The organism is Streptomyces sp. SM1, assembly GCF_002910825.1.
Taxonomy (GTDB): domain Bacteria; phylum Actinomycetota; class Actinomycetes; order Streptomycetales; family Streptomycetaceae; genus Streptomyces; species Streptomyces okerensis.
This window is the reverse complement of record NZ_NEUB01000826.1, coordinates 1-20,254: the sequence shown is the minus strand read 5'-3', so window position 1 is coordinate 20,254 and position 20,254 is coordinate 1. Positions and strand designations below refer to the sequence as shown.

Genomic DNA, 20,254 nt, shown 5'->3' with positions numbered 1-20,254 from the left:
TGTGGCCGTTGAACGGCCGCGAGCGCCGCGCCATGGCCCGCGCCGTCACCGGCGGCGCCTACCGCGTCGTCCGAGGCCGCAGCACCGGCCGCGCGGAAGAGCGAATCGAGTCCACCGAGTCGGCCGCTGAGACGCGGCTGACCGCGGAACTGTCCGCCCTGCACGGCGAGCGGCAGCGCATCGTCACCGAGACCGCCCGCACCAAGGCCGCCAAGAAGTCGTCCGGCTGGTGGTGACCAGCCATGTCGGTACCGGGGTGGCCGCCTCTTTCCACGGACACGGCCACCCCGGCTCATTCCCTCACTCCCGCCCCCGAGGGGGCAGTCAGGAGCACTCCCAGCATGACTGAGAACGTCGTTCACCTCCACAAGCACACCGACCCGCCCACCGCCGATACAGCGACCGTGACCACCCTCACCGTGGTGCCCGACGCCCCGCCCGCTCCGCCGGTGCCCCTGTGGGTCCGCTCCGGCCGCGCCGTGAAGACCGCCGTCACGCACGAGCACACCCGGGCCGCTGGCCGTTCGGTGGTCCGGCACGGCCTCTACACGTTCAACGGTGGGCGGATCGTGGCCCGCCGAACCTGGGACGGCCGCACCGGCTCCCGCTACGAGCGGATGATCCGCGCGGCGGAAGCCGCCGGGAACCTGGAAGCGGCAGAGGAGTGGGAGGAGCGCCTTCAGCGCTTCCGCGCCGCCCGCCACCACCGCCGCATGGACCTGTTGCACTCCCCCGTGGACGCCGCCAAGGGCGTAGCCGTCGGCGCGGGCATGAGCATCGGGGCCCTGGTCGCCCTCGGCATCGTCATGGCCATCAGCACCGGCGACGCCGGCGACGTCATCACCCCGCTGTCCGCAACGGTCGACTTCATCGCCCTGCTCATGCGCATCGTTCAGGTCGTCTGGGGACCGCTGATCTCGATCGGCCCGTTCCTCGCCCTGCTCGCCCTGTGGTCCGTCGGCCGCAAACGGCAGGCCGCACCCGCATGGGCCCTGCCCGCGAACGTGCGATCGAGCGAGGGGGAGCCGATCACCCCGTCCATCGTCGTCAAGGCGTTGCGCGACCTCGGGGTGCCCGCCCTGGGCCGTGCCATCAAGGAGATGGGCGACGCCGGCGCGTCCATGCTGGGTCCCATCACGATTGCCGGGTGCGGTGTCGAGGTGGACGTCACCCTGCCCTCGGGGGTGGCGACAGACGAAGTACAGAAGCGGCGCCGGAAGCTTGCCGAGAACCTGACCCGGCACGAACACGAAGTGTTCATCACCCTCCCCCAGGCCGCCCGCACGGTGCGGCTGTGGATCGCCGACTCCGGCGCTCTGGACGAGCCGATCGGCCCGTCCCCGCTGGTCACCGACGAGACGCTGACCGCGAACTACAAGACCGGCCGCGCCCCGTGGGGACAGGACCTGCGCGGGGACGCCGCTGAACTGAGCGTGTATCAGCGCCACCTGCTCGTCACCGGTCTGTCCAACCAGGGCAAGACCGCCGCCCTGCGCGCCCTGGCCCTGTGGCTGGCCCTGGACCGGTCCGTGCAGTTCTGGATCGCCGATCTGAAAGGCATCGGTGACTGGGCCATGTTCGACGGCATCGCACAGGTGCTCATCGAGGGACCCTCGGATGAGCACGTGATCCAGGCAACCGAGATGGTCGAGGACGCGGTGGAGGAGATGAACCGGCGGATCGAGGAACGGCGGCAGGACCCGGCCGTCGTGTTCGAGCCGCTGATCGTGCTGGTGGACGAAGCACAGTTGGCGTTCATGTGCCCGGTCATGGGCGAGGACAAGCGGCCCTACGGCGGCAGCAAGGCCACGTCCCGGTACTTCATGGCCGTCCGCAAGCTGCACAACCAGGGCCGTGCGGTCGATGTGCTGATGTGGCAGGGCACGCAGGACCCCACCGACCAGAACCTTCCCAAGGTCGTACGCGAGGGCGCCCACACCCGCGCCTCCCTCGTGCTGGGCACCGAGTCACAGGCCCGCATGGCACTAGGGGACAAGGCCGTCGACGGGGGCGCGGCACCGAACCTGCTGCGTCAGGGCCTGGACAAGGGCACCCTTGTGGTCGCCTCCGACGGCATCACCATCCCCGCCGGCCAGTCCTCCATCACCGTGCGGACCCACTTCATCGACGACGACCCCGCCACTGAAATCGCCGAGCGTGCCAAGGCCCTGCGCAACGGCGTCGCCACCCTGCGCACCATCGACCGCGATGAGGAACGGGACGCGCTCGCCGACGTCGCCGCCGTCATCGGGAACACCGCACGGCTGCGGACGGATGAGGTTCTCAAGCGGCTGCACGCCCTGGACACGGCCGTCTACCGCGAGTGGAACAACGGCCGCTTGAAGCGGCTGCTCGAAGAGCACGGCGAGGAGCCGAAGAAGTCCCACGGGGTCATGGTCGTCCGCCGCGACGACGTAGCCCGCGCGCTCGCCAACCGCGACACCGACGGTTCCGCTTCCGCCTCCCAGTAGCGGGGAGGAACCACCGTCCGGCCCGGGGAGGCGGGGAGAACTCCCCAACCCTCTCCCCGCGCCCACCTCCCCGCGCTGATCAGCGCAAACATCATTTCGGGGAGACGGGGAGGCTGCCTGCTCAGACCCCCGAAACACCCCTCTACGCGGCACCCCCAGGGGGTGCCGCTACCTCCCCGACCCAGTACGGAAGGGATTCCGCATGTACCCCGAACCTGCCCACCACACGCCCGCCGAGCGGGCCGTGACCGCCTACCAGCCCACCCCCATACAGCCCGTCGTCGTCCAGCCGGCGCCGGTCGTGCCCGTGCAGCCGGGCACGGTTCCGGCGGTGGCGAGCATCGTCCTGCCGGACGGCCGGATCGTCACCGGCTACGCCATCGACCACCCGCAGCCCGCCCCGGTCGTCGCCAAGCCGGCCGTCTCCCGCACGGCGGTGAGCGTCGCCCTCGGAGGAGTCGGCTTCCTCGCCGTGTCCGCCGGGCTGCTGCTGCTCACCTCGTTCATCGCCGCGCTCACCGCGTTCATCGGTCAGCTCATCATCCTCGCCGCCGTCATCTTCGGCGGATGGATCGCCGTCCAGGTCCTCGGATCGAGCGGCCACCGGGGCGGCACCACGGTGAACATCCGCCGGGCCGTCTTCAAGCGCAACCACTTCCACAGCTAGCTACGCCAAGGGCGGTCCCCTCTTCCGCCAAGAATCCGGGGCCGCCCTTGCCTACCAGCACCCGTTCAAGGAACTGGAGAACTCCAGCATGACGCAACCCATGCCCTCTCCGCTGCACACCGCCCTCAGGCTCGCGGCATCCGACGTGCCTGTGCTGCCCCTGCGTGCGGGGAAGGTGCCGTTCGGCAACTGCCCGACGTGTGCCGACAACTCGTGCGGCGGCCGGCCGAACATGAAGGTGCCCGGCCCGTGCCTGTGCCCGGCCCCCTGCCACGGATGGGCTGCCGCCACCGCAGATCCTGCCGTCGTCGTCTCGCCCCCGTGGGCGGCGGCGTGGCGCCGCGCGGTGTGCGTCGCCTACCACCCCGGCGGCGCCGCCCTGACTGTGGTCGATCTGGACAACCCGGCGGCCGTCGCATGGGCCCGCGAGACGCTGCCTGCCACGCAGACCGTGGAGACGACGCGCGGTGAGCACTGGATCTACCGGGGCGTCATGCGTTCCGTAAACGGCGTCCGGCCCGGTGTCGACATCAAGTCGGTCATGGCCTACGCCCGCTATCTCGGGCCCGGCACCGGCACAACCGCCGCTCTCCCGGACGCCGTTCGCGCCCTGGCCGTCAAGGAGCCCGCCACCGTGCGGCCGGGGCCGCACGCGGTAGCCGTGCCCATGGGAGCCTCGGGCGGGCCGTGTCCTCACCGCACGCCCACCTTCCTGGAACGCGGCATCGTCATGGCAGAGCAGCGCATCACCCAGGCACGCAGCGCGGTCCACGCGACCGTGTACCGGACGTTCCTGGTCGTGCTCTCGGTCCATGGCCGGTGCGGCTGTCTCAGCGACGAGCACATCACGCGGCTGTTCACCGCCGCGCAGGCCAAGGGCGAGACAGCCCGGCACTGCACGGACGCGTGGAACAACGCCCGTACCCGGTTGGGGCTGTGACCATGTCCGACGACGACAAGACCCCCGCCCGCGAGATCATCACCGACTACGCGCAATCCCACTTCCGGTACTTCCGCACCGCCGACGGCACCGTGTACGCGCAGAAGAACGGTCACCCCGTGGCCCGCCCGATCCGCTCCCAGGGCACCACGGGCAGCCACCGACAGGAACTCATGGTCGGGCTCTTCCGCGACAAGGTCGGCGTCTTCAACGGCAGCGCCCTCAAAGAAGCACTCGATCTGATCGAAGCGCTCGCGCTGACCGAGGACGTACAGGCAGTGCACATCCGCGTCGCCCCCGGCGCGGACGGGGCGACGTGGCTGGACCTTGGCAGGGCCGACGGACAGTCGGTGCGAATCCACCCCACCGGGTGGGACATCACCGTTCCCGACCCGCGTGAGGTGTGCTGGCGGCGCACCCAGCTCACCGGGGAACTGCCCCTGCCCGCCAAGGACGCCGACGGCAAGGGCATCGATCTCCTGCTCAGGCTGTGCAACTTCGCCACCGCCGAAACCGAGTGCCTGGCCATCGCATGGCTCATCGGCTGTCTCGGACCGTCCGTGCCCGTCCCCGCCCCGTTCCTCACCGGCCCGCAGGGCGCGGGGAAGTCCACCGGCGGCCGCATGCTCACCCGGATCATCGAGGGCATGACCGGCGACCTGCGCCGCGCACCGAAGGACGAGGAAAACCTGATCGCGGCCGTGGCCGCCGGATGGGTCACCGCCCTGGACAACCTCTCTCACATGACCCCGGACCTGTCCGACGCGATGTGCTGCATCGTCACCGGAGCCGAGAGCGTCAAGCGCGCCCTGTTCACCGACGGGGACGTCTTCCGCGCCCGCTACCGCCGCCCCCTGCTCCTCACCGGCATCGACGTCGGAGTCATCCGCCCCGACCTCGCCGAACGGCTCCTGCCGCTCCGGCTGGAACGCCCCCGGGTGCGACGCACCGAGGCGGAACTGTGGGCAGAGTACGCGGAAGCCCTGCCCGTCGTCCTCGGCTCGCTGCTCGATCTCACGGTGCAGGTTCGTGCGGTCGAGGTGGAGACCCCGACCGATCTTCGGATGGCGGACTTCGCGCACCTGTGCGCGCAGCTCGATGCCGCCACCGGGTTCGGGGCGCTCGCCGCCTACCGGGCCGCCCTGGACGACCTCAACGACGACGTGATCGAGGGCGACCTGTTGGCACAGACCGTCCTGTGGCACGCGGCCGACATCGAGCCGGGCGCGGGGCAGCGGATGACGTCCACGGAGTGGCTGCACCACTTCACCCGCCTCTACACCGGCGAGGACTGCCGCCCCCTGCCCAAGGGGTGGCCGACCACCGGCAAAGTCCTCTCCGACCGTCTCAAGCGCCTACAGCCCACCCTCGCCGCCCGGGGCGTGCTCATCGACTCCGGCCGCACCTACGAGGGCCGCTACATCGAGATCAGCCGCTCACCGGCCACGACTCCGCCCCAGCAGCAGGCGTTCTGACCGGCGACCCTCACCGCGAACAGCAAGAGGAGCACCCCGCCCGGCGTGCTCCTCTTGCTGTTCGGCGGCACCGCCGCCCTGCGCTGGACGCGCCGCGAAGCGGCTCCTTCTTCACGCCCTGAGCCGCACCACACCACCACTGACACCCCCTCTCTTTTCCTAAGAGGGGAAACCCTGCGTCATGTGCGTCATGCGAGCGAGAAAACGGCGCCTGGCCTGCGGAATGGAGCATGACGCAGACGGCGGCGCCTGCGTCATGCTGCGTCATCCGCGTCATGGGATGACGCAGCCCATGACGCGCCCATGACGCACGCCCAAACCCCTGCGTCATACAGAGAGCGCAGGTCAGGCATACGGCATGACGCATGTGACGCACATGACGCAGAAATCCGCGCTTCGGACACACATACCCACAGCCGACCGAGCCCCTCGGCTGTTGAGGAGTCATCGATGGCCAGCCCCCAGATGCTCAAGCTCCCCGAAGTCCTCACCGAGATCGGCATGAGCCGCGCCGCCTTCTACCGCATGCGCGCACGCGGACAGGCACCCCGACTCGTGAAGCTGCCCAACGGTCATCTGCGGGTCCGCCGCAGCGACCTGGACGACTGGCTCAGCAACTTGGATTCGCCCGCCTACTGATCACGCCGATTCACCAACACCACCCCAGGGGCCCGGCTCGCGCCGGGCCCCTTTCGCAGGAAGGCCCCCGATGGGGAAGACGTACGACGTTCGTATCTGGTCCGTCCGCCAACGCAAGGACCGTGGCCAAAGCTCCGCAGAGCTGCGCTGGAAGACGGGCGAGACTCCGCACTCCCAGACGTTCCGCACCAAGACCCTGGCCGAGGGCCGACGCGCCGAACTGCTGCGGGCCGCACACGCCGGCGAGCCGTTCGACGAGTCCACCGGGGTGCCGGTCTCCGAGTTGCGGAAGCGCAACGACGTGAGTTGGTACCAGCACGCACGCGAGTACATCGAGATGAAGTGGCAGCACTCCCCCGGCTCGACGCGCCGGACGCTCGCGGAAGCCATGGCCACGGTGACGCCGGCGCTTGTCACGAGCACCAAGGGAATGGCGGATGCCAAGACCGTGCGGACGGCGCTCTATAGCTGGGCGTTCAACGTGAGCCGCCGTGACCAGGAACCCCCAGACGACGTGGCCGCCGTGCTGGCGTGGTTCGAGCGGCAGTCGTTGCCCACGTCCGCGCTGGCCGATCGGATGCGCGTACGTGCGGCCCTGGACGCGCTCACCAAGAAGCTGGACGGCACCACGGCGTCCGCGTCGACGATTCGCCGGAAGCGGGCCATCTTCCACAACGCACTCGGCTACGCCGTCGACGCCGGCCGGTTGACGGACAACCCTCTGCCACAGGTGCAGTGGAAGGCTCCGGAACAGGTATCGGAAGAACTCGACCCCGCGTCGGTGCCGGACCCCCGGCAGGCGCTCGCACTGCTCGATGCCGTGCGCTCGCAGAGTGCCCGCGGACGCCGCCTGGTCGCGTTCTTCGGGTGCATGTACTTCGCGGCGGCGCGGCCGGCGGAAGTCATCGGGCTACGCCTCCAGGACTGCGACCTACCCCGGCGAGGATGGGGGACCTTACGGCTCCGGGAGACCCGCCCGCGATCGGGGTCGGCCTGGACGGACAGCGGCGAAGCGCACGACCGGCGTGGACTCAAGCACCGGCCCCGGAAGGCGGTCCGCACGGTGCCGATCCCGCCCGATCTCGTGCGCATGCTCCGGTGGCACGTCACGGCGTACGGCGTGGCCCCCGACGGACGGCTGTTCCGCACGCAGCGCGGCGGGCTCGTCCAGGACACCGGATACGGCGAGGTGTGGGCGGAAGCCCGCGCACGTGCCCTCACGCCCGCTCAGTGCGCGTCGCTGCTGGCGAAGCGTCCATATGATCTTCGCCACGCGGCCGTGTCCACGTGGCTCAGCTCCGGTGTGGAGCCGCAGGAAGTGGCCGCGCGTGCCGGTCACAGCGTGGCCGTGCTGTTCCGGGTGTACGCCAAGTGCCTGGACGGCGGTGCGGCCACCGCGAATGCCCGGATCGAGCGGGCACTGAGGAGCGGCACTTAGAGGGCCGACGCTGCCCCACGCCTGCCCCACACGGACTGGTCAGCACCCGAATCAGGGTGAGACACACTGGTAGATAGCGCCCATAGCGGCCGGACCGTGCCCGTGAACGACGAAAGGGCCTGCGATCAGCATTGCTGCTGGTCACAGACCCTTTCGGTCGTGTGGCGGCGCCAGGATTCGAACCTGGGAAGGCTGAGCCGGCAGATTTACAGTCTGCTCCCTTTGGCCGCTCGGGCACACCGCCGGGATTGCTGCCCTCGAACCGCTTTGCGGCGGTGCTCCGTGGCAACGACGTAAACAATACCCGATGGACTGGGGTGCTTCGCCACCCGATGGATCGCCGCCGGGGACGGGGGGATGGCTAGGCTGGTCCGATGCGGTCCGGGCCGATGCCGGGCTCGGAGCCGTCTCGCACACGCCGGAACGCATCCGGTACGCAATCGGTGCGCAGCCCGATACGCACCCCGATTCAAGGAGCCACAGGACATGGCCGACTCCAGTTTCGACATCGTCTCGAAGGTCGAGCGGCAGGAGGTCGACAACGCCCTCAACCAGACCGCCAAGGAGATCTCGCAGCGCTACGACTTCAAGGGCGTCGGGGCCTCGATCTCGTGGTCCGGGGAGAAGATCCTCATGGAGGCGAACTCCGAGGACCGGGTGAAGGCTGTCCTCGACGTCTTCCAGTCCAAGCTGATCAAGCGGGGCATCTCCCTGAAGGCCCTGGACGCGGGCGAGCCGCAGCTCTCGGGCAAGGAGTACAAGATCTTCGCGTCGATCGAGGAGGGCATCTCCCAGGACAACGCGAAGAAGGTCGCGAAGATCATCCGGGATGAGGGGCCGAAGGGCGTGAAGGCCCAGGTGCAGGGTGACGAGCTGCGGGTCAGCTCCAAGAGCCGCGACGACCTCCAGACCATCATCGCCCTGCTCAAGGGCAAGGACTTCGACTTCGCGCTGCAGTTCGTGAACTACCGGTAGGACCGGGCGGTATGGACGAGGAGGGCGGGCGCCGTGAGGGTGCTCGCCCCCTCGTCTGCCGGACGTCGTCCGGGAAGGGCGGCTCGGGTCAGTCGCGCGAGTGGCCGAACAGGATGCGGTAGGCGATCAGCAGGATGAGTGAGCCGCCGATCGCGGCGACCCAGGTGGTGCCGTCGTAGAAGTCCTTGGTGACCGGGTGGTCGAGCAGGCGGGCCGACACCCATCCGCCGATGAACGCGCCGGCGACACCGATCAGGGTCGTGCCGATGAGGCCGCCCGGGTCGCGGCCGGGCAGCAGGAACTTGGCTATCGTTCCGGCCAACAGTCCGAGGATGATCCAGCTGATGATCGTCATGCCCGTGCACCTGCCCCTTTCCCACCGTCCTTGCACCCTGACAGACGTCCCACGTACACGTGATGGTTGCAGCTGATCAGTAGGCTGCGGCCCCATGTCGCACTCCCCGGACCCTCAACTGCGTCGCACGCTCGGTGTCGGTGACGCCGTGGTCATCGGTCTCGGCTCGATGGTGGGGGCCGGGATCTTCGCCGCTCTGGCGCCCGCCGCGCACGCGGCCGGCTCCGGGCTGCTTCTCGGGCTGGCGCTCGCCGCCGGCGTCGCCTACTGCAACGCCATGTCGTCGGCGCGCCTCGCCGCCCGCTACCCCGCCTCGGGCGGCACGTACGTCTACGGGCGGGAGCGGCTGGGGGACTTCTGGGGCTACCTCGCGGGCTGGGCGTTCATCGTCGGGAAAACGGCCTCCTGCGCGGCGATGGCGCTCACCGTCGGCGCGTACGTCTGGCCGGAGCAGGCGCACGCGGTGGCGGTCGCCGCCGTGGTGCTGCTGACCGCGGTGAACTACGGCGGTGTCCAGAAGTCCGCGTGGCTGACGCGGGTGATCGTGGCTGTGGTTCTGGCGGTCCTCGCTTCCGTGGTGGTCGTGGGTCTGACGTCCGGTGAGGCCCGTGCCGGGCACCTGGACATCGGGGTGTCGGAGGGCGTCGGCGGGGTGCTCCAGGCGGGCGGTCTGCTGTTCTTCGCCTTCGCCGGGTATGCCCGGATCGCGACACTCGGTGAGGAGGTCCGGGATCCGGCACGCACCGTCCCCCGGGCGATTCCGACAGCTCTCGGCATCGCCCTGGTCGTGTACGCGGCTGTCGCCGTGGCCGTTCTCTCCGTTCTGGGCTCGCAGGGTCTGGGGGAGGCCACCGCACCGCTCGCCGACGCGGTGCGGGCCGCCGGGGTCCCCGGGCTCGCGCCGGTGGTGCGGGCGGGTGCGGCGGTGGCCGCGCTGGGTTCGCTGCTCGCCCTGATCCTCGGCGTCTCGCGGACGACGCTCGCCATGGCCCGGGACCGGCATCTCCCCGGCGCCCTGGCCGCCGTGCATCCGCGGTTCCGGGTGCCGCACCGGGCGGAGCTCGTGGTGGGCGCGGTGGTCGCCGTGCTGGCCGCCACGGTGGATGTGCGGGGTGCGATCGGTTTCTCCTCCTTCGGCGTACTGGCGTACTACGCGGTGGCCAACGCCTCGGCCTGGACGCTCGACGCGAGGCCGGCGGCGCGGGTGCTGCCGGCAGCGGGGCTCGCCGGGTGCCTGGTACTGGCGTTCTCGCTGCCGTGGGTCTCGGTGGTCGTCGGCGCGGGGGTGCTGATGGTGGGTGTGGCGGCTTACGGGGCGCGGAAGCTGGGCGGCAGCCGGTGACCCGTGTCCGGTGGCCGGCGATCAGTAGCCGGCGATCAGTAGCCGGCGAGCGGTGGCCGTGGGTGGTGGCGCCGGCCGGGTCAGGGCGTCCGGACGGGTGCCGGTGTCACAGGCTTCTGGAGACCGGTCCGGAGGGCCGGGGGCACGCCTTCGGTCTCCGGCTTGTACCGGGCCGTGTCCCACGGCCCGGAGTGGAGAGCTCGGTGAGCAGCGGGGGGAAGCCGGGGCCGGGGCGGCTTCGGCGGGCGACGGCGGGGTCGCGTCGCTGGGCTCGGGGAGGGAAGGCCGGTCCCGCGGGCGGGTGGTGCGGGGCTTCTCCGCCCACGGGTGTCAGCAACTGCTCGTGCTCGGTCATGGGTTCATCGTGCGTGCTGTCGACGACGAGCGTGCGGGCCTGTGGACAACCTCGGGGTTGTGGACAACTCCCCGGCCGAGGGCTGACCGGCCGGTCCGTCTACCAGCGCGACGTGGAGGTGAACGCCTGGTCCGTGCGCACGATCTCGCGGCCCAGCGGGAACAGGGAGACCGGGATCAGCTTGAAGTTGGCGATGCCGAGCGGAATTCCGATGATCGTCACGCAGAGGGCGATACCGGTGAGGATGTGGCCGAGGGCCAGCCACCAGCCGGCCAGGAGCAGCCACAGCACGTTGACGAGGAAGGAGGGGGCTCCCGCGTCCCTGCGTTCGACCGTCGTGTATCCGAAGGGCCACAGGGCGTAGATACCGATGCGGAACGCGGCGACGCCGAAGGGGATGCCGATGATCGTGACGCAGAGCAGCACGCCGGCGAGCACGTAGCCGAGGAACAGCCAGAAACCGCTGACGACGAGCCATATGAGATTCAGGATGGTCTTCACTGGTGGTGACCTGCCATCTTCTCGAGCCGGGCGATGCGTTCCGCCATCGGCGGGTGGGTGGAGAACATCTTCGAAAGACCCTGTCCCGGACGGAACGGGTTCGCGATCATCATATGGCTGGCCGTCTCGATACGGGGCTCGGGAGGCAGTGGAAGCTGCTTCGTCCCGTGTTCCAGCTTGCGCAGGGCGCTTGCCAGGGCGAGCGGATCGCCGGTGAGCCGGGAGCCCGAGGCGTCCGCCTCGTACTCCCGGGAGCGGCTGATGGCCAGCTGGATGAGGGACGCCGCGAGCGGGCCCAGGATCATGATCAGCAGCATGCCGAGGAGGCCGGGACCGTCGTCGTCGTTCGAACGGCCGATCGGGATCAGCCAGGCGAAGTTGACCAGGAACATGATCACGGAGGCGAGGGCTCCGGCGACCGAGGAGATCAGGATGTCCCGGTTGTAGACATGACTGAGCTCGTGGCCGATCACGCCGCGCAGCTCGCGCTCGTCGAGCAGGCGCAGGATGCCGTCGGTGCAGCACACCGCCGCGTTGCGCGGGTTGCGGCCGGTGGCGAAGGCGTTGGGTGCCTCCGTCGGGGAGATGTACAGGCGGGGCATCGGCTGGCGGGCCTGGGTGGAGAGCTCCCGGACCATGCGGTAGAGCTTCGGGGCCTCGAACTCGCTCACCGGGCGGGCGCGCATCGCGCGCAGGGCCAGCTTGTCGCTGTTCCAGTACGCGTACGCGTTGGTGCCCAAGGCGATCAGGACGGCGACGACGAGCCCCGTACGGCCGAAGAAGCTGCCGATGACGATGATGAGCGCGGACAGTCCCCCGAGGAGGACTGCGGTCCTGAGCCCGTTGTGCCGGCGGTGCACGGTACGCCCTCCAAGTCGTGCGGCAGGGGGACCCTTGTCTGCTGATCTTCCTTCTGACCTGCGATGCCCATTGGTGTTCGTGGTGTCACGTCCAGTGGACCCTCCCGTACCGGTCAACGCCAGACGAAGGGCACTAGTTCCCTTGTGCGCGCGGTGGCGCGTGTCAACCGACCGGGTGACGGGCGCTCCGTGCCGGCCGTGGGAGGCACGCGCGCGGGGGCGTCGGACGGCCCGCACGCGCGCGTGCCGGATGGGGCCCGGTGCGGTCAGAAGAGTCCGGTGTCGGTGAAGCGGAGGACCAGCTGGGGTGCGCCGGACAGGGCGATGCCGATGACGCCGGTCAGGGCGATCGCGGCGGTGAGCGGGGCAGGGAGCCGGTGCCGGACCGGTCGGCCCTCGGGGGCGCGGAACAGCAGCGCGGTCCACTGCAGGTAGTACACCAGCGCGATGACGACGTTGACGGCCATGACGACGGTGAGCCAGCCGAGTCCGGCGTCGACGGCCGCGGCGAACACCGTGACCTTGGCGAAGAGGCCGATGATGCCCGGCGGGAGGCCGGCGAGGCAGAGCAGGAAGAAGCCCAGGAGAAGCGCGGTGAGGGGGTTGGAGGCGTACAGGCCGCGGTAGTCGGCGACGCGGTTGAGCCGGTGCGCGCGGCCGACGAGGGCGGCCACGGCGAACGCTCCCAGGTTCACCGCGCCGTACATGAGGGCGTAGGCGAGGGTGGCGCCGATCGACTTCTCGGCGTCGTCGGAGTACGCGGCGGCGGCGATCGGCACGAGGAGGTAGCCGGCCTGGCCGACGGAGGACCAGGCGAGGAGCCGTACCGCGCTGTACGCGCGCGTGGTCTGCTGCCTCAGGGCGCCCACGTTGCCGACGGTCATGGTGAGGGCGGCCAGGACGGCGAGGGCGGGGCCCCAGACGTCGGCGTACGACGGCAGGGCGACGACGGTGACGAGGATCAGGCCGGAGAAGCCGACCGCCTTGCCGATGACGGACAGGTAGGCGGCGATGGGCAGGGGGGCGCCCACGTAGGTGTCGGGGACCCAGAAGTGGAAGGGCACGGCGGCGGTCTTGAAGGCGAAGCCGACGAGGGTGAGGACGACGCCGGTCTGGGCGAGGGTGTGGAGCTGTCCGTCGACGGTCTGGATCCGCTCGGCGACCAGGGTGAGGTGGAGGGTTCCGGTGGCGGCGTAGACGAAGCTGATGCCCAGCAGGCTGACCGCGGTGGCGGTGACGGAGGACAGGAAGAACTTCAGGGCGGCTTCGGAGGACTTCCGGTCGCCGTGCCGGAGGCCGACCAGGGCGAAGGCGGGCAGGGAGGCGACCTCCAGGGCGACGACGAGCGTCGCGAGGTCGCGGGAGGCGGGCAGCAGGGCGGCGCCGGCCGCGGAGGAGAGGAACAGGAACCAGTACTCGCCCTCGGGGAGCCGTTTGCCCTCGTCCTTCAGGGCGGTGACGGACAGCAGGGCGGCCAGCAGGGCGCCGCCGAGTACCAGGAACTGGATGACGAGGGTGAAGCGGTCCGCGGTGTAACTGCACACGCCGGTGTCGCCGACCAGGCAGAAGGTGCTGCGGTCGGCGTCCAGGAGGGGCAGCAGCATAAGCGTGGCGGCGGCGAGTCCGGCCACCGAGAACCAGCCCAGGAGCGGCTTCCGCGTTTCGCCGACGAACAGGTCGGCGACGAGGACGACGAGTCCGACGACCGCGGCGATGGTCGGTGGCGCGATGGCCAGCCAGTCGACGGACTGGACCAGGGAGCTCATCGGGTGCCTCCTGAGAGGAGCTGCTGCACGGCCGGGTCGGTCAGCCCGAGGAGGGCCTTCGGCCACAGGCCCGCGACGACGGTGAGGACGACGAGCGGGGTCCAGGCGGCGAACTCGCGGAGGCGCACGTCGGTGAGGGCCGGCGCGTCCTGGGGTACGGCGCCCATGCAGACGCGGCGGACCATGACGAGCAGGTACGCGGCCGTCAGCAGGGTGCCGAACGCGCCGATCGCCATGAAGGTGAGGAAGGCGGGCCGGCTGAGTCCTTCGGCGGGTTCGAAGGCGCCGAACAGGGCGAGCATCTCGCCCCAGAACCCGGCGAGTCCGGGCAGCCCGAGGGAGGCGACGGCGGCGAAGGCGAACAGGGCGCCGAGGCGGGGGGCCCTGCCGTAGAGGGCGGCGCCCGCCTCCTTGGCGAGGGTGTCGAGGTCGGTGCTGCCCGTGCGGTCCTTGAGGCCGCCGACCAGGAAGAACAGCAGGCCGGTGATGAGGCCGTGGGCGACGTTGGCGAACAGGGCGCCGTTGACGCCGGTCGGGGTCATGGTCGCGATGCCGAGGAGGACGAAGCCCATGTGGCCGACGGAGGAGTAGGCGATGAGGCGTTTGAGGTCGCCGTTCGCGCCCTGTCCGGCGAGGGCCAGGCAGGCGAGGGATCCGTAGATGATGCCGACGACGGCGAACGCCGCGAGGTAGGGAGCGAAGGTGCGGAAGCCGTCCGGCGCGGCGGGCAGCAGGATCCGCACGAACCCGTAGGTGCCCATCTTCAGCAGGACGCCGGCCAGCAGGACCGAGCCGACGGTCGGCGCGGCGGTGTGGGCGTCGGGAAGCCAGCTGTGCAGCGGCCACATCGGGGTCTTGACCGCGAGCCCGATGCCGATCGCCAGAACGGCGATGACCTGCACGGATGTGGTCAGCGACCGGCCGTTGTCAGTGGCGAGTGCCACCATGTCGAATGTGCCCGCCTCGATTCCGATCAGGAGCAGGCCGAGCAGCATGATCACGGAGCCGAGCAGCGTGTAGAGGATGAACTTCCAGGCGGCCTCCGCCCGGCCCCCGCCGCCCCAGCGGGCGATGAGGAAGTACATCGGGATGAGGACCATCTCGAAGGCGAGAAAGAACAGGATCAGGTCGAGGACGGCGAAGGTCGCGAGGGTGCCGGACTCGAGGACGAGCAGGAGGGCGACGAAGGCCTTCGGGGACGGACCCGTGGGCGGTCTGGAGTACGAGTAGAGGGCGCTGAGGAAGGTCAGCAGCGCGGTCAGGACCAGAAGGGGGAGGGAGATGCCGTCGGTGCCGAGGTGGAGGCGCACGTCGAGTGCGGGGATCCAGCTGATGTCGGTCGTGGCCTGCATCTTCGACGGCTGGTCGTGGTCGAAGCCGAGTGCGAGGACGATCGCCGCGACGAGGATCGCGCCGGTGACGGTCACACCGTGGCGGAGCACGGCCTGGTCGGGCGACTTCCCCTTCAGCCCGGGCGGGGCCGGCAGGAGGGCGGCGACGGCGCCGAGGAGCGGGCCGGCGACGAGGAACGCCAGAAGGAACTGCATCACGGACTCGCTGATATCGATCACGCCTGCTCACGCTCCCGTGGCGAAGAGGACGGCGGCGACCGCGAGGACGACGGTGCCGGCGAGCAGCGCGCTCACATAGGTCTGCAGATTGCCGGTCTGGGCCCGTCGTACGGCGGTGCCGAGCCAGCGGGGCAGCGTGCCCGCGCCGCGTACGTAGGTCTCGACGACCTCGCGGTCGAGGAAGCGTACGAGGCTCGCGCCGGCCCGGACCGGGCGGACGAAGAGGGCCGTGTACAGGGCGTCCAGGTGGAAGCCCGCGGCCGCGGGGCGGTGCAGCGGGCCGAGCAGCAGCCGTCCGGGGTCCGACGGGTCGGGTGCGTACGCGATGTCCCCGTAGGCCGGTCCGTGGCTGGCGATGGCCTCCGCCTCGACGAGTCCCGCGTCGCCCTCCGGGTGGGCGGCGACGGCACCGAGGGGCACGCGGGCGGCGTGTGCGGTGGTGTGCCGCCAGGTGGCGTAGGTGACGATGCCGCCCACCAGGGCCACGCCCGTGCCCAGCACGGAGGTGGTGACGGTGGGGGCCAGACCCTGACCGTCGAACCAGTCGGGCAGTACGCGGAAGGAGAGTCCGCCGAGCGCGAGGGACGGGACGGCGAGCACCCACAGCACCGTGGTCATCGTCAGCGGCTGCCTGCCGTGGTCGGGGGCTTCGGGGCCGCTGCCCCGGAACGCCAGGAGCCACAGCCGTGTCGCGTACGCGGCGGTGAGCAGGGCCGTGACGAGACCGGCGAGGAGGACGATCCAGCCCGCCGCGGCCGGCGCGTGTTCGGTGTGGCCGGTGACGACGTGCTCGGCGGCCCCGAGGACGGCCTCCTTGGAGAAGAAGCCGCTGAACGGCGGGATCGCGGCGAGCGCGAGGAGCGCCACGGTCATCGTCCAGTAGGCGTCGGGGACGCGGTCGCGCAGGTTGCCCATCCGGGACATGGCGGCCAGTGAGTTGGTGCCGGACGCGTGGATGATCACGCCGGCCGCGAGGAACAGCAGCGCCTTGAAGGCGCCGTGGGACAGGAGGTGGAAGACGGCAGCGCCACGGTCGGCGACGGCGAGGGCGCCGGTCATGTAGCCGAGCTGACCGATCGTCGAGTAGGCGAGGACACGCTTGATGTCGTCCTGCGCGAGGGCGGCGAGCGCCGAGCCGGCCATGGTCACGGCGGCCATGACGGCGAGGACGGTCATCGCGGCCTGCGAGGCCTCGAAGAGCGGAAGGAGGCGGGCGACGAAGTAGACACCGGCGGCGACCATGGTCGCGGCGTGGATCAGCGCCGAGACGGGGGTCGGGCCCGCCATCGCGTCGGGGAGCCAGGTGTGCAGCGGGAACTGCGCCGACTTGCCGGCCACGCCCGCCAGGAGCAGCAGGGCGATCAGCGTGGGGTGTTCGATGCCGCCGTTCGCGACGGCGCCGAGGATCCGGGTGATGCGGAACGACCCGGCCTCGGTGGCCAGGGCGAAGAGGCCGATGAGGAAGGGGACGTCGCCGAGTTTGGTGACCAGGAACGCTTTGAGGGAGGCGGCGCGGGCCTCGGGGGTCTCCCAGTAGTGGCCGACGAGGAAGTAGGAGCAGATGCCCATGACCTCCCAGCCGACCAGCAGGACCATCAGGTCGCCGGAGTAGACGACCAGGAGCATCGCGGAGGTGAACAGGGAGACGAGGGCGGCGTAGGAGGGGTAGCGCGGGTCGTCGCGCAGGTAGCCCGTCGAGTAGATCTGCACGCAGGTGGCGACGACGGTGACCAGGACGGCGGTCAGCGCGGCGAAGCCGTCGACGTGGAGGGCGAGTTCGATCGGTACCGAGCCGGTCGGGGTGAGTTCGGTCGCGGCGTCGACGGCCCCGTCGCCACCCTGGCGTGCGGCGACCACGACGGCGAGCGCGAGGGAGGCGAGTGCCGGCAGGACGGCGAGCGGGCGGACGAAGCCGGGCGCGGTGCGGCCCAGGAGCAGTCCGGCGATCGCGCCGAGGAACGGAAGGAGGGGGACGAGAACGGCGAGGGTGGTCGTGGTCACCTGGTGGCCTCGGCCTTCTCGGCGGCCGCCCGGGGCGCGGAGGCGTCGCTGTCGGATACGTCGCTGTCGGGGCCGTCGGGACCGTGGCCCTCGGCGGTGTCGCGGAGCCTGTCGATGTCCGAGGTGCCAAGGTTGCGGTACACGGCGAGGACGATCGCCAGGCCGATGCCGATCTCGGCTGCCGCGATGGCGATGGTGAACAGGGCCAGGGCCTGGCCGGAGTGCAGGGTCTCCTCGGCGGCCCGGCTGAGCCAGACGTCGAACGCGACCAGGTTCAGGTTGACGGCGTTGAGCATCAGTTCGACCGACATCAGGACCAGGATCGCGTTGCGGCGGGCGAGGACGCCGTACAGGCCGGTGCAGAAGAGGAGGGCGGACAGCACGGCGGGATAGGCGAGGTGCATCAGCGGGTCCCCTCCGTGTCGCTCCGGGTTGCCGCGGGCCCGGGGGCGCCGGAGGCGGTGGCCGGTGCGGGCGCGGTGGCTGTCGCCGCCTGCTCGGCCTTCGCCTTGCGGGACAGGACGATCGCGCCGACGAGGGCGGCGAGAAGGAGGACGGAGAGGGCCTCGAAGGGCAGGACCCAGTGCTGGAAGAGGCTCGCGCCGGTCACCTCGGTGGAGCCGGCGGGGGCGCCGTCCAGGTCGATCCAGGTGGTCCGGAAGGCGTCGACGACGACCCAGACCAGGGCGGTCGCGGAGACGACGGCCACCGTGAGGGCGACCCAGCGGTTGCCGGAGTCGGCGTCCGGTGAGCGGCCGATGGGGGCTCGGGTGAGCATGAGCCCGAACAGGAGGAGGACGACGACGGAGCCGACGTAGATGAGGACCTGCACCCAGGCGATGAACTCGGCGGTGAGCAGGAGGTATTCGACGGCGAGGCCACCGAGGGCCACCACCAGCCACAGCGCGGCGTGCACCAGTTGCCGGGTGGTGACGGTGATGACGGCGGCCCCGAGGGTGACCAGGCCGACGAGGAGGAAGGCGATCTCCACCCCGGTCGGGGAGAGGAAGCCGTGCGTCTCGGCGGCGGCGGTGGTCGTGGCGTGCGCGGCCGTTCCTGCGGCTGCGGCGAGGGTCACGACTCCTCCTCCTGCGGTTCGGCCTGGGCGGCGGCGAGTTTGTCGGCGGTCCTGCGGGCGGCGGCGAGTTCCTTCGGCTCCTCGGCGCCGGGGTCCAGAGCGGGCGGGGCCGGGACCGTCCACATCCACTCGCGGAGCTTGTCGCGTTCGTGGGTGAGTTCGCGGATGTCGGTCTCGGCGTACTCGAACTCCGGCGACCAGAAGAGGGCGTCGAAGGGACAGACCTCGATGCAGATACCGCAGTACATGCACAGGGAGAAGTCGATGGCGAAGCGGTCGAGGACGTTGCGGCTGCGTTCGCGGCCGCCGGGGGCCGCCGCCGGGACCGTCTCCTTGTGGGAGTCGATGTAGATGCACCAGTCCGGGCACTCGCGGGCGCACAGCATGCAGACCGTGCAGTTCTCCTCGAACAGGCCGATCACCCCGCGGGTGCGGGGCGGCAGGTCGGGCTGGGTGTCCGGGTACGGGGCGGTGACGGACTTCTTCGTCATCGTCCGCAGAGTGACGGCCAGGCCCTTGGCCAGGCCGGAACCGGGGAGGGGAGCCATGGTTACCGGATCACCACCTTGACGATGCCGGTGAGGGCGATCTGGGCGAGGGAGAGGGGAACGAGGAGGGTCCAGGCGAGCTTCTGGAGCTGGTCCTCGCGCAGGCGGGGGTAGGTGACGCGGAGCCAGATCACGACGAAGGCGAGGACCGCGGTCTTCAGCAGGGTCCAGACCCAGCCGAGCCCGTCGGTGCCCCAGGGGCCGTGCCAGCCGCCCAGGAAGAGGACGGTGGTCAGGCCGCACAGGACGACGATCCCGGCGTACTCGGCGAGGAGGAAGAGAGCGAAGCGCAGACCGGTGTACTCGGTGTACGCGCCGAAGATGATCTCCGAGTCGGCGACCGGCATGTCGAAGGGAGGCCGCTGGAGTTCGGCGAGGCCGGCGATGAAGAAGACGAGCGCGCCGGTGATCTGCCAGGGCACCCACCACCACTGGAAGGCGTCGAGGATGCCGACGAGGGAGACGGTGCCGGCCGCCATCGCCACGGACGCGGCGGTGAGCAGCATCGGGAGTTCGTAGGCGAGGAGCTGGGCGGCGGTGCGCAGGCCGCCGAGGAGGGAGAACTTGTTGGCGGAGGCCCAGCCGGCCATGAGTGAGCCGAGGACGCCGATGCCCATGACCGCCAGCACGAAGAACACGCCCGCGTCGATCACCTGGCCGACCGCGCCCTCGCCCGGGCCGATCGGGATGGCGAGCAGCACGAGGAGGTACGGCAGGAGGGCGACGGCGGGGGCGAGCTGGAAGACACGGCGGTCCGCGCCGGCCGGGACCACGTCCTCCTTCTGCGCGAACTTCACGCCGTCGGCGACGAGCTGGGCCCAGCCGTGGAAGCCGCCGGCGTACATCGGGCCGAGGCGGCCCTGCATGTGGGCCATCACCTTGTGCTCGGTCTGTCCCACGATCAGCGGGAAGGTGAGGAAGACGACGAACACGACGAGGAGTCGCAGGGCGACGTCGAGCACGTCGTTCACCGCGGGCCTCCTGAGGGGTCGTCGGGGGTGGTACCGGTCTCCGTACCGGTCCGGGGCTCGGTCCCGGAGCCGGAGTCAGGTCCGGGGTCGGAGTCAGGTCCGGGGTCGGAGTCAGGTCCGGGGTCGGGGTCGGGGTCGGTCCCGGAGTCGGTGTCGGTGTCGGGGCCGTCGGTGCCGGGGCCGTCGGTGCCGGGGCCGTCGGTGCCGGACGCCGGGCGGGGCTGTCCGGGGTCCGTCACGTCGTCGCCCTCGGGGCCGGCACCGGGTTCGGTGACCGGGGCGGCTCCGGGGGTGGTGGCGG

General features: G+C 70.7%; 19 protein-coding genes, 1 tRNA gene and 1 pseudogene. 9 read left to right on the top strand and 12 right to left on the bottom strand.

The genetic code is table 11. From position 1 onward, the window contains the following. From B9S61_RS26055 to B9S61_RS26025, 7 genes are all read left to right on the top strand, one after another. Window positions 1-236: hypothetical protein (locus tag B9S61_RS26055; protein WP_103544422.1), on the top strand; the 236-nt coding region annotated here is incomplete at its 5' end. Between the two features lie 105 nt (window positions 237-341). Continuing rightward, the gene (locus B9S61_RS26050; RefSeq protein ID WP_103544421.1) at window positions 342-2,471 is read left to right on the top strand and encodes an FtsK/SpoIIIE domain-containing protein; all 2,130 of its coding nucleotides are present in this window, start codon (window positions 342-344) and stop codon (window positions 2,469-2,471) included. Between the two features lie 202 nt (window positions 2,472-2,673). Then, window positions 2,674-3,138, top strand: coding sequence for a hypothetical protein (locus tag B9S61_RS26045; RefSeq protein WP_103544420.1), 465 nt, complete (start codon window positions 2,674-2,676; stop codon window positions 3,136-3,138). Between the two features lie 88 nt (window positions 3,139-3,226). After that, entirely contained in the window at window positions 3,227-4,078 is an 852-nt protein-coding gene (locus B9S61_RS26040; RefSeq protein ID WP_103544419.1) for a DNA primase, read from the top strand. Window positions 4,079-4,080: 2 nt separating this feature from the next. After that, the gene (locus B9S61_RS26035) at window positions 4,081-5,553 is read left to right on the top strand and encodes an ATP-binding protein (RefSeq protein WP_103544418.1); all 1,473 of its coding nucleotides are present in this window, start codon (window positions 4,081-4,083) and stop codon (window positions 5,551-5,553) included. Window positions 5,554-6,003: 450 nt separating this feature from the next. After that, window positions 6,004-6,192: an AlpA family transcriptional regulator gene (locus B9S61_RS26030; RefSeq protein ID WP_019525248.1), complete on the top strand. Its 189-nt coding sequence runs from the start codon at window positions 6,004-6,006 to the stop codon at window positions 6,190-6,192. Window positions 6,193-6,262: 70 nt separating this feature from the next. Then, window positions 6,263-7,630, top strand: coding sequence for a site-specific integrase (locus tag B9S61_RS26025; RefSeq protein ID WP_103544417.1), 1,368 nt, complete (start codon window positions 6,263-6,265; stop codon window positions 7,628-7,630). A gap of 162 nt (window positions 7,631-7,792) precedes the next feature. Here the strand turns inward: B9S61_RS26025 and B9S61_RS26020 are convergent. After that, window positions 7,793-7,874, bottom strand: a tRNA-Tyr gene (locus B9S61_RS26020). A gap of 242 nt (window positions 7,875-8,116) precedes the next feature. Here B9S61_RS26020 and B9S61_RS26015 point away from each other — a divergent pair. Then, window positions 8,117-8,605 carry a YajQ family cyclic di-GMP-binding protein gene (locus B9S61_RS26015; RefSeq protein WP_103544416.1) on the top strand — a complete coding sequence of 163 codons (489 nt, stop codon included), beginning with the start codon at window positions 8,117-8,119 and terminating at the stop codon, window positions 8,603-8,605. Between the two features lie 88 nt (window positions 8,606-8,693). Here B9S61_RS26015 and B9S61_RS26010 read toward each other — a convergent pair whose 3' ends face one another. Then, the gene (locus B9S61_RS26010; protein ID WP_103544415.1) at window positions 8,694-8,960 is read right to left on the bottom strand and encodes a GlsB/YeaQ/YmgE family stress response membrane protein; all 267 of its coding nucleotides are present in this window, start codon (window positions 8,958-8,960) and stop codon (window positions 8,694-8,696) included. Between the two features lie 94 nt (window positions 8,961-9,054). On the opposite strand from B9S61_RS26010, the gene B9S61_RS26005 reads away from it, so the two are divergent. Continuing rightward, complete coding sequence (locus B9S61_RS26005; RefSeq protein ID WP_103544414.1) at window positions 9,055-10,302, top strand: APC family permease; 1,248 nt, start codon at window positions 9,055-9,057, stop codon at window positions 10,300-10,302. A 454-nt stretch (window positions 10,303-10,756) separates the two neighbouring features. Here B9S61_RS26005 and B9S61_RS26000 read toward each other — a convergent pair whose 3' ends face one another. The 10 genes and pseudogenes from B9S61_RS26000 to B9S61_RS41065 all read right to left on the bottom strand — a co-directional run. Beyond that, window positions 10,757-11,158, bottom strand: coding sequence for a YccF domain-containing protein (locus B9S61_RS26000; protein ID WP_103544413.1), 402 nt, complete (start codon window positions 11,156-11,158; stop codon window positions 10,757-10,759). Then, window positions 11,155-12,018 carry a zinc metalloprotease HtpX gene (gene htpX, locus B9S61_RS25995; protein WP_103544412.1) on the bottom strand — a complete coding sequence of 288 codons (864 nt, stop codon included), beginning with the start codon at window positions 12,016-12,018 and terminating at the stop codon, window positions 11,155-11,157. The genes B9S61_RS26000 and htpX overlap by 4 nt, the downstream gene beginning before the upstream one ends. A gap of 266 nt (window positions 12,019-12,284) precedes the next feature. Further along, on the bottom strand, window positions 12,285-13,784 hold the full coding sequence (locus B9S61_RS25990) for an NADH-quinone oxidoreductase subunit N (protein WP_103544411.1): 1,500 nt from the start codon (window positions 13,782-13,784) through the stop codon (window positions 12,285-12,287). Further along, complete coding sequence (locus B9S61_RS25985; RefSeq protein WP_103544410.1) at window positions 13,781-15,355, bottom strand: NuoM family protein; 1,575 nt, start codon at window positions 15,353-15,355, stop codon at window positions 13,781-13,783. Before B9S61_RS25985 ends, B9S61_RS25990 begins: the two co-directional genes overlap by 4 nt. 6 nt (window positions 15,356-15,361) lie before the next feature. Beyond that, window positions 15,362-17,356, bottom strand: a complete 1,995-nt coding sequence (locus tag B9S61_RS25980) for an NADH-quinone oxidoreductase subunit L (protein WP_103544409.1) — start codon at window positions 17,354-17,356, stop codon at window positions 15,362-15,364. Next, on the bottom strand, window positions 17,353-17,760 hold the full coding sequence (gene nuoK / locus B9S61_RS25975; RefSeq protein WP_103544408.1) for an NADH-quinone oxidoreductase subunit NuoK: 408 nt from the start codon (window positions 17,758-17,760) through the stop codon (window positions 17,353-17,355). Before nuoK ends, B9S61_RS25980 begins: the two co-directional genes overlap by 4 nt. Next, window positions 17,760-18,434, bottom strand: a complete 675-nt coding sequence (locus B9S61_RS25970; protein WP_103544407.1) for an NADH-quinone oxidoreductase subunit J — start codon at window positions 18,432-18,434, stop codon at window positions 17,760-17,762. Before B9S61_RS25970 ends, nuoK begins: the two co-directional genes overlap by 1 nt. Then, window positions 18,431-18,982: an NADH-quinone oxidoreductase subunit I gene (locus tag B9S61_RS25965; protein WP_103544406.1), complete on the bottom strand. Its 552-nt coding sequence runs from the start codon at window positions 18,980-18,982 to the stop codon at window positions 18,431-18,433. Before B9S61_RS25965 ends, B9S61_RS25970 begins: the two co-directional genes overlap by 4 nt. Before the next feature lie 2 nt (window positions 18,983-18,984). Further along, window positions 18,985-19,953 (bottom strand): complex I subunit 1 family protein, encoded by a 969-nt coding sequence (locus B9S61_RS25960; RefSeq protein WP_103544405.1) that lies wholly within the window; start codon window positions 19,951-19,953, stop codon window positions 18,985-18,987. Next, a pseudogene (locus B9S61_RS41065) lies at window positions 19,950-20,254 on the bottom strand (hypothetical protein); the annotation flags it as partial. The gene B9S61_RS25960 and the pseudogene B9S61_RS41065, both read right to left, overlap by 4 nt.

What these genes read in the sequence shown, in the direction of transcription:
- B9S61_RS26050 (WP_103544421.1), top strand. Translation starts at nt 342, where the DNA reads ATGACTGAGAACGTCGTTCACCTCCACAAGCACACCGACCCGCCCACC.
- B9S61_RS26045 (WP_103544420.1), top strand. Translation starts at nt 2,674, where the DNA reads ATGTACCCCGAACCTGCCCACCACACGCCCGCCGAGCGGGCCGTGACC.
- B9S61_RS26040 (WP_103544419.1), top strand. Translation starts at nt 3,227, where the DNA reads ATGACGCAACCCATGCCCTCTCCGCTGCACACCGCCCTCAGGCTCGCG.
- B9S61_RS26035 (WP_103544418.1), top strand. Translation starts at nt 4,081, where the DNA reads ATGTCCGACGACGACAAGACCCCCGCCCGCGAGATCATCACCGACTAC.
- B9S61_RS26030 (WP_019525248.1), top strand. Translation starts at nt 6,004, where the DNA reads ATGGCCAGCCCCCAGATGCTCAAGCTCCCCGAAGTCCTCACCGAGATC.
- B9S61_RS26025 (WP_103544417.1), top strand. Translation starts at nt 6,263, where the DNA reads ATGGGGAAGACGTACGACGTTCGTATCTGGTCCGTCCGCCAACGCAAG.
- B9S61_RS26015 (WP_103544416.1), top strand. Translation starts at nt 8,117, where the DNA reads ATGGCCGACTCCAGTTTCGACATCGTCTCGAAGGTCGAGCGGCAGGAG.
- B9S61_RS26010 (WP_103544415.1), bottom strand. Translation starts at nt 8,960, where the DNA reads ATGACGATCATCAGCTGGATCATCCTCGGACTGTTGGCCGGAACGATA.
- B9S61_RS26005 (WP_103544414.1), top strand. Translation starts at nt 9,055, where the DNA reads ATGTCGCACTCCCCGGACCCTCAACTGCGTCGCACGCTCGGTGTCGGT.
- B9S61_RS25990 (WP_103544411.1), bottom strand. Translation starts at nt 13,784, where the DNA reads ATGAGCTCCCTGGTCCAGTCCGTCGACTGGCTGGCCATCGCGCCACCG.
- nuoK (WP_103544408.1), bottom strand. Translation starts at nt 17,760, where the DNA reads ATGCACCTCGCCTATCCCGCCGTGCTGTCCGCCCTCCTCTTCTGCACC.
- B9S61_RS25965 (WP_103544406.1), bottom strand. Translation starts at nt 18,982, where the DNA reads ATGGCTCCCCTCCCCGGTTCCGGCCTGGCCAAGGGCCTGGCCGTCACT.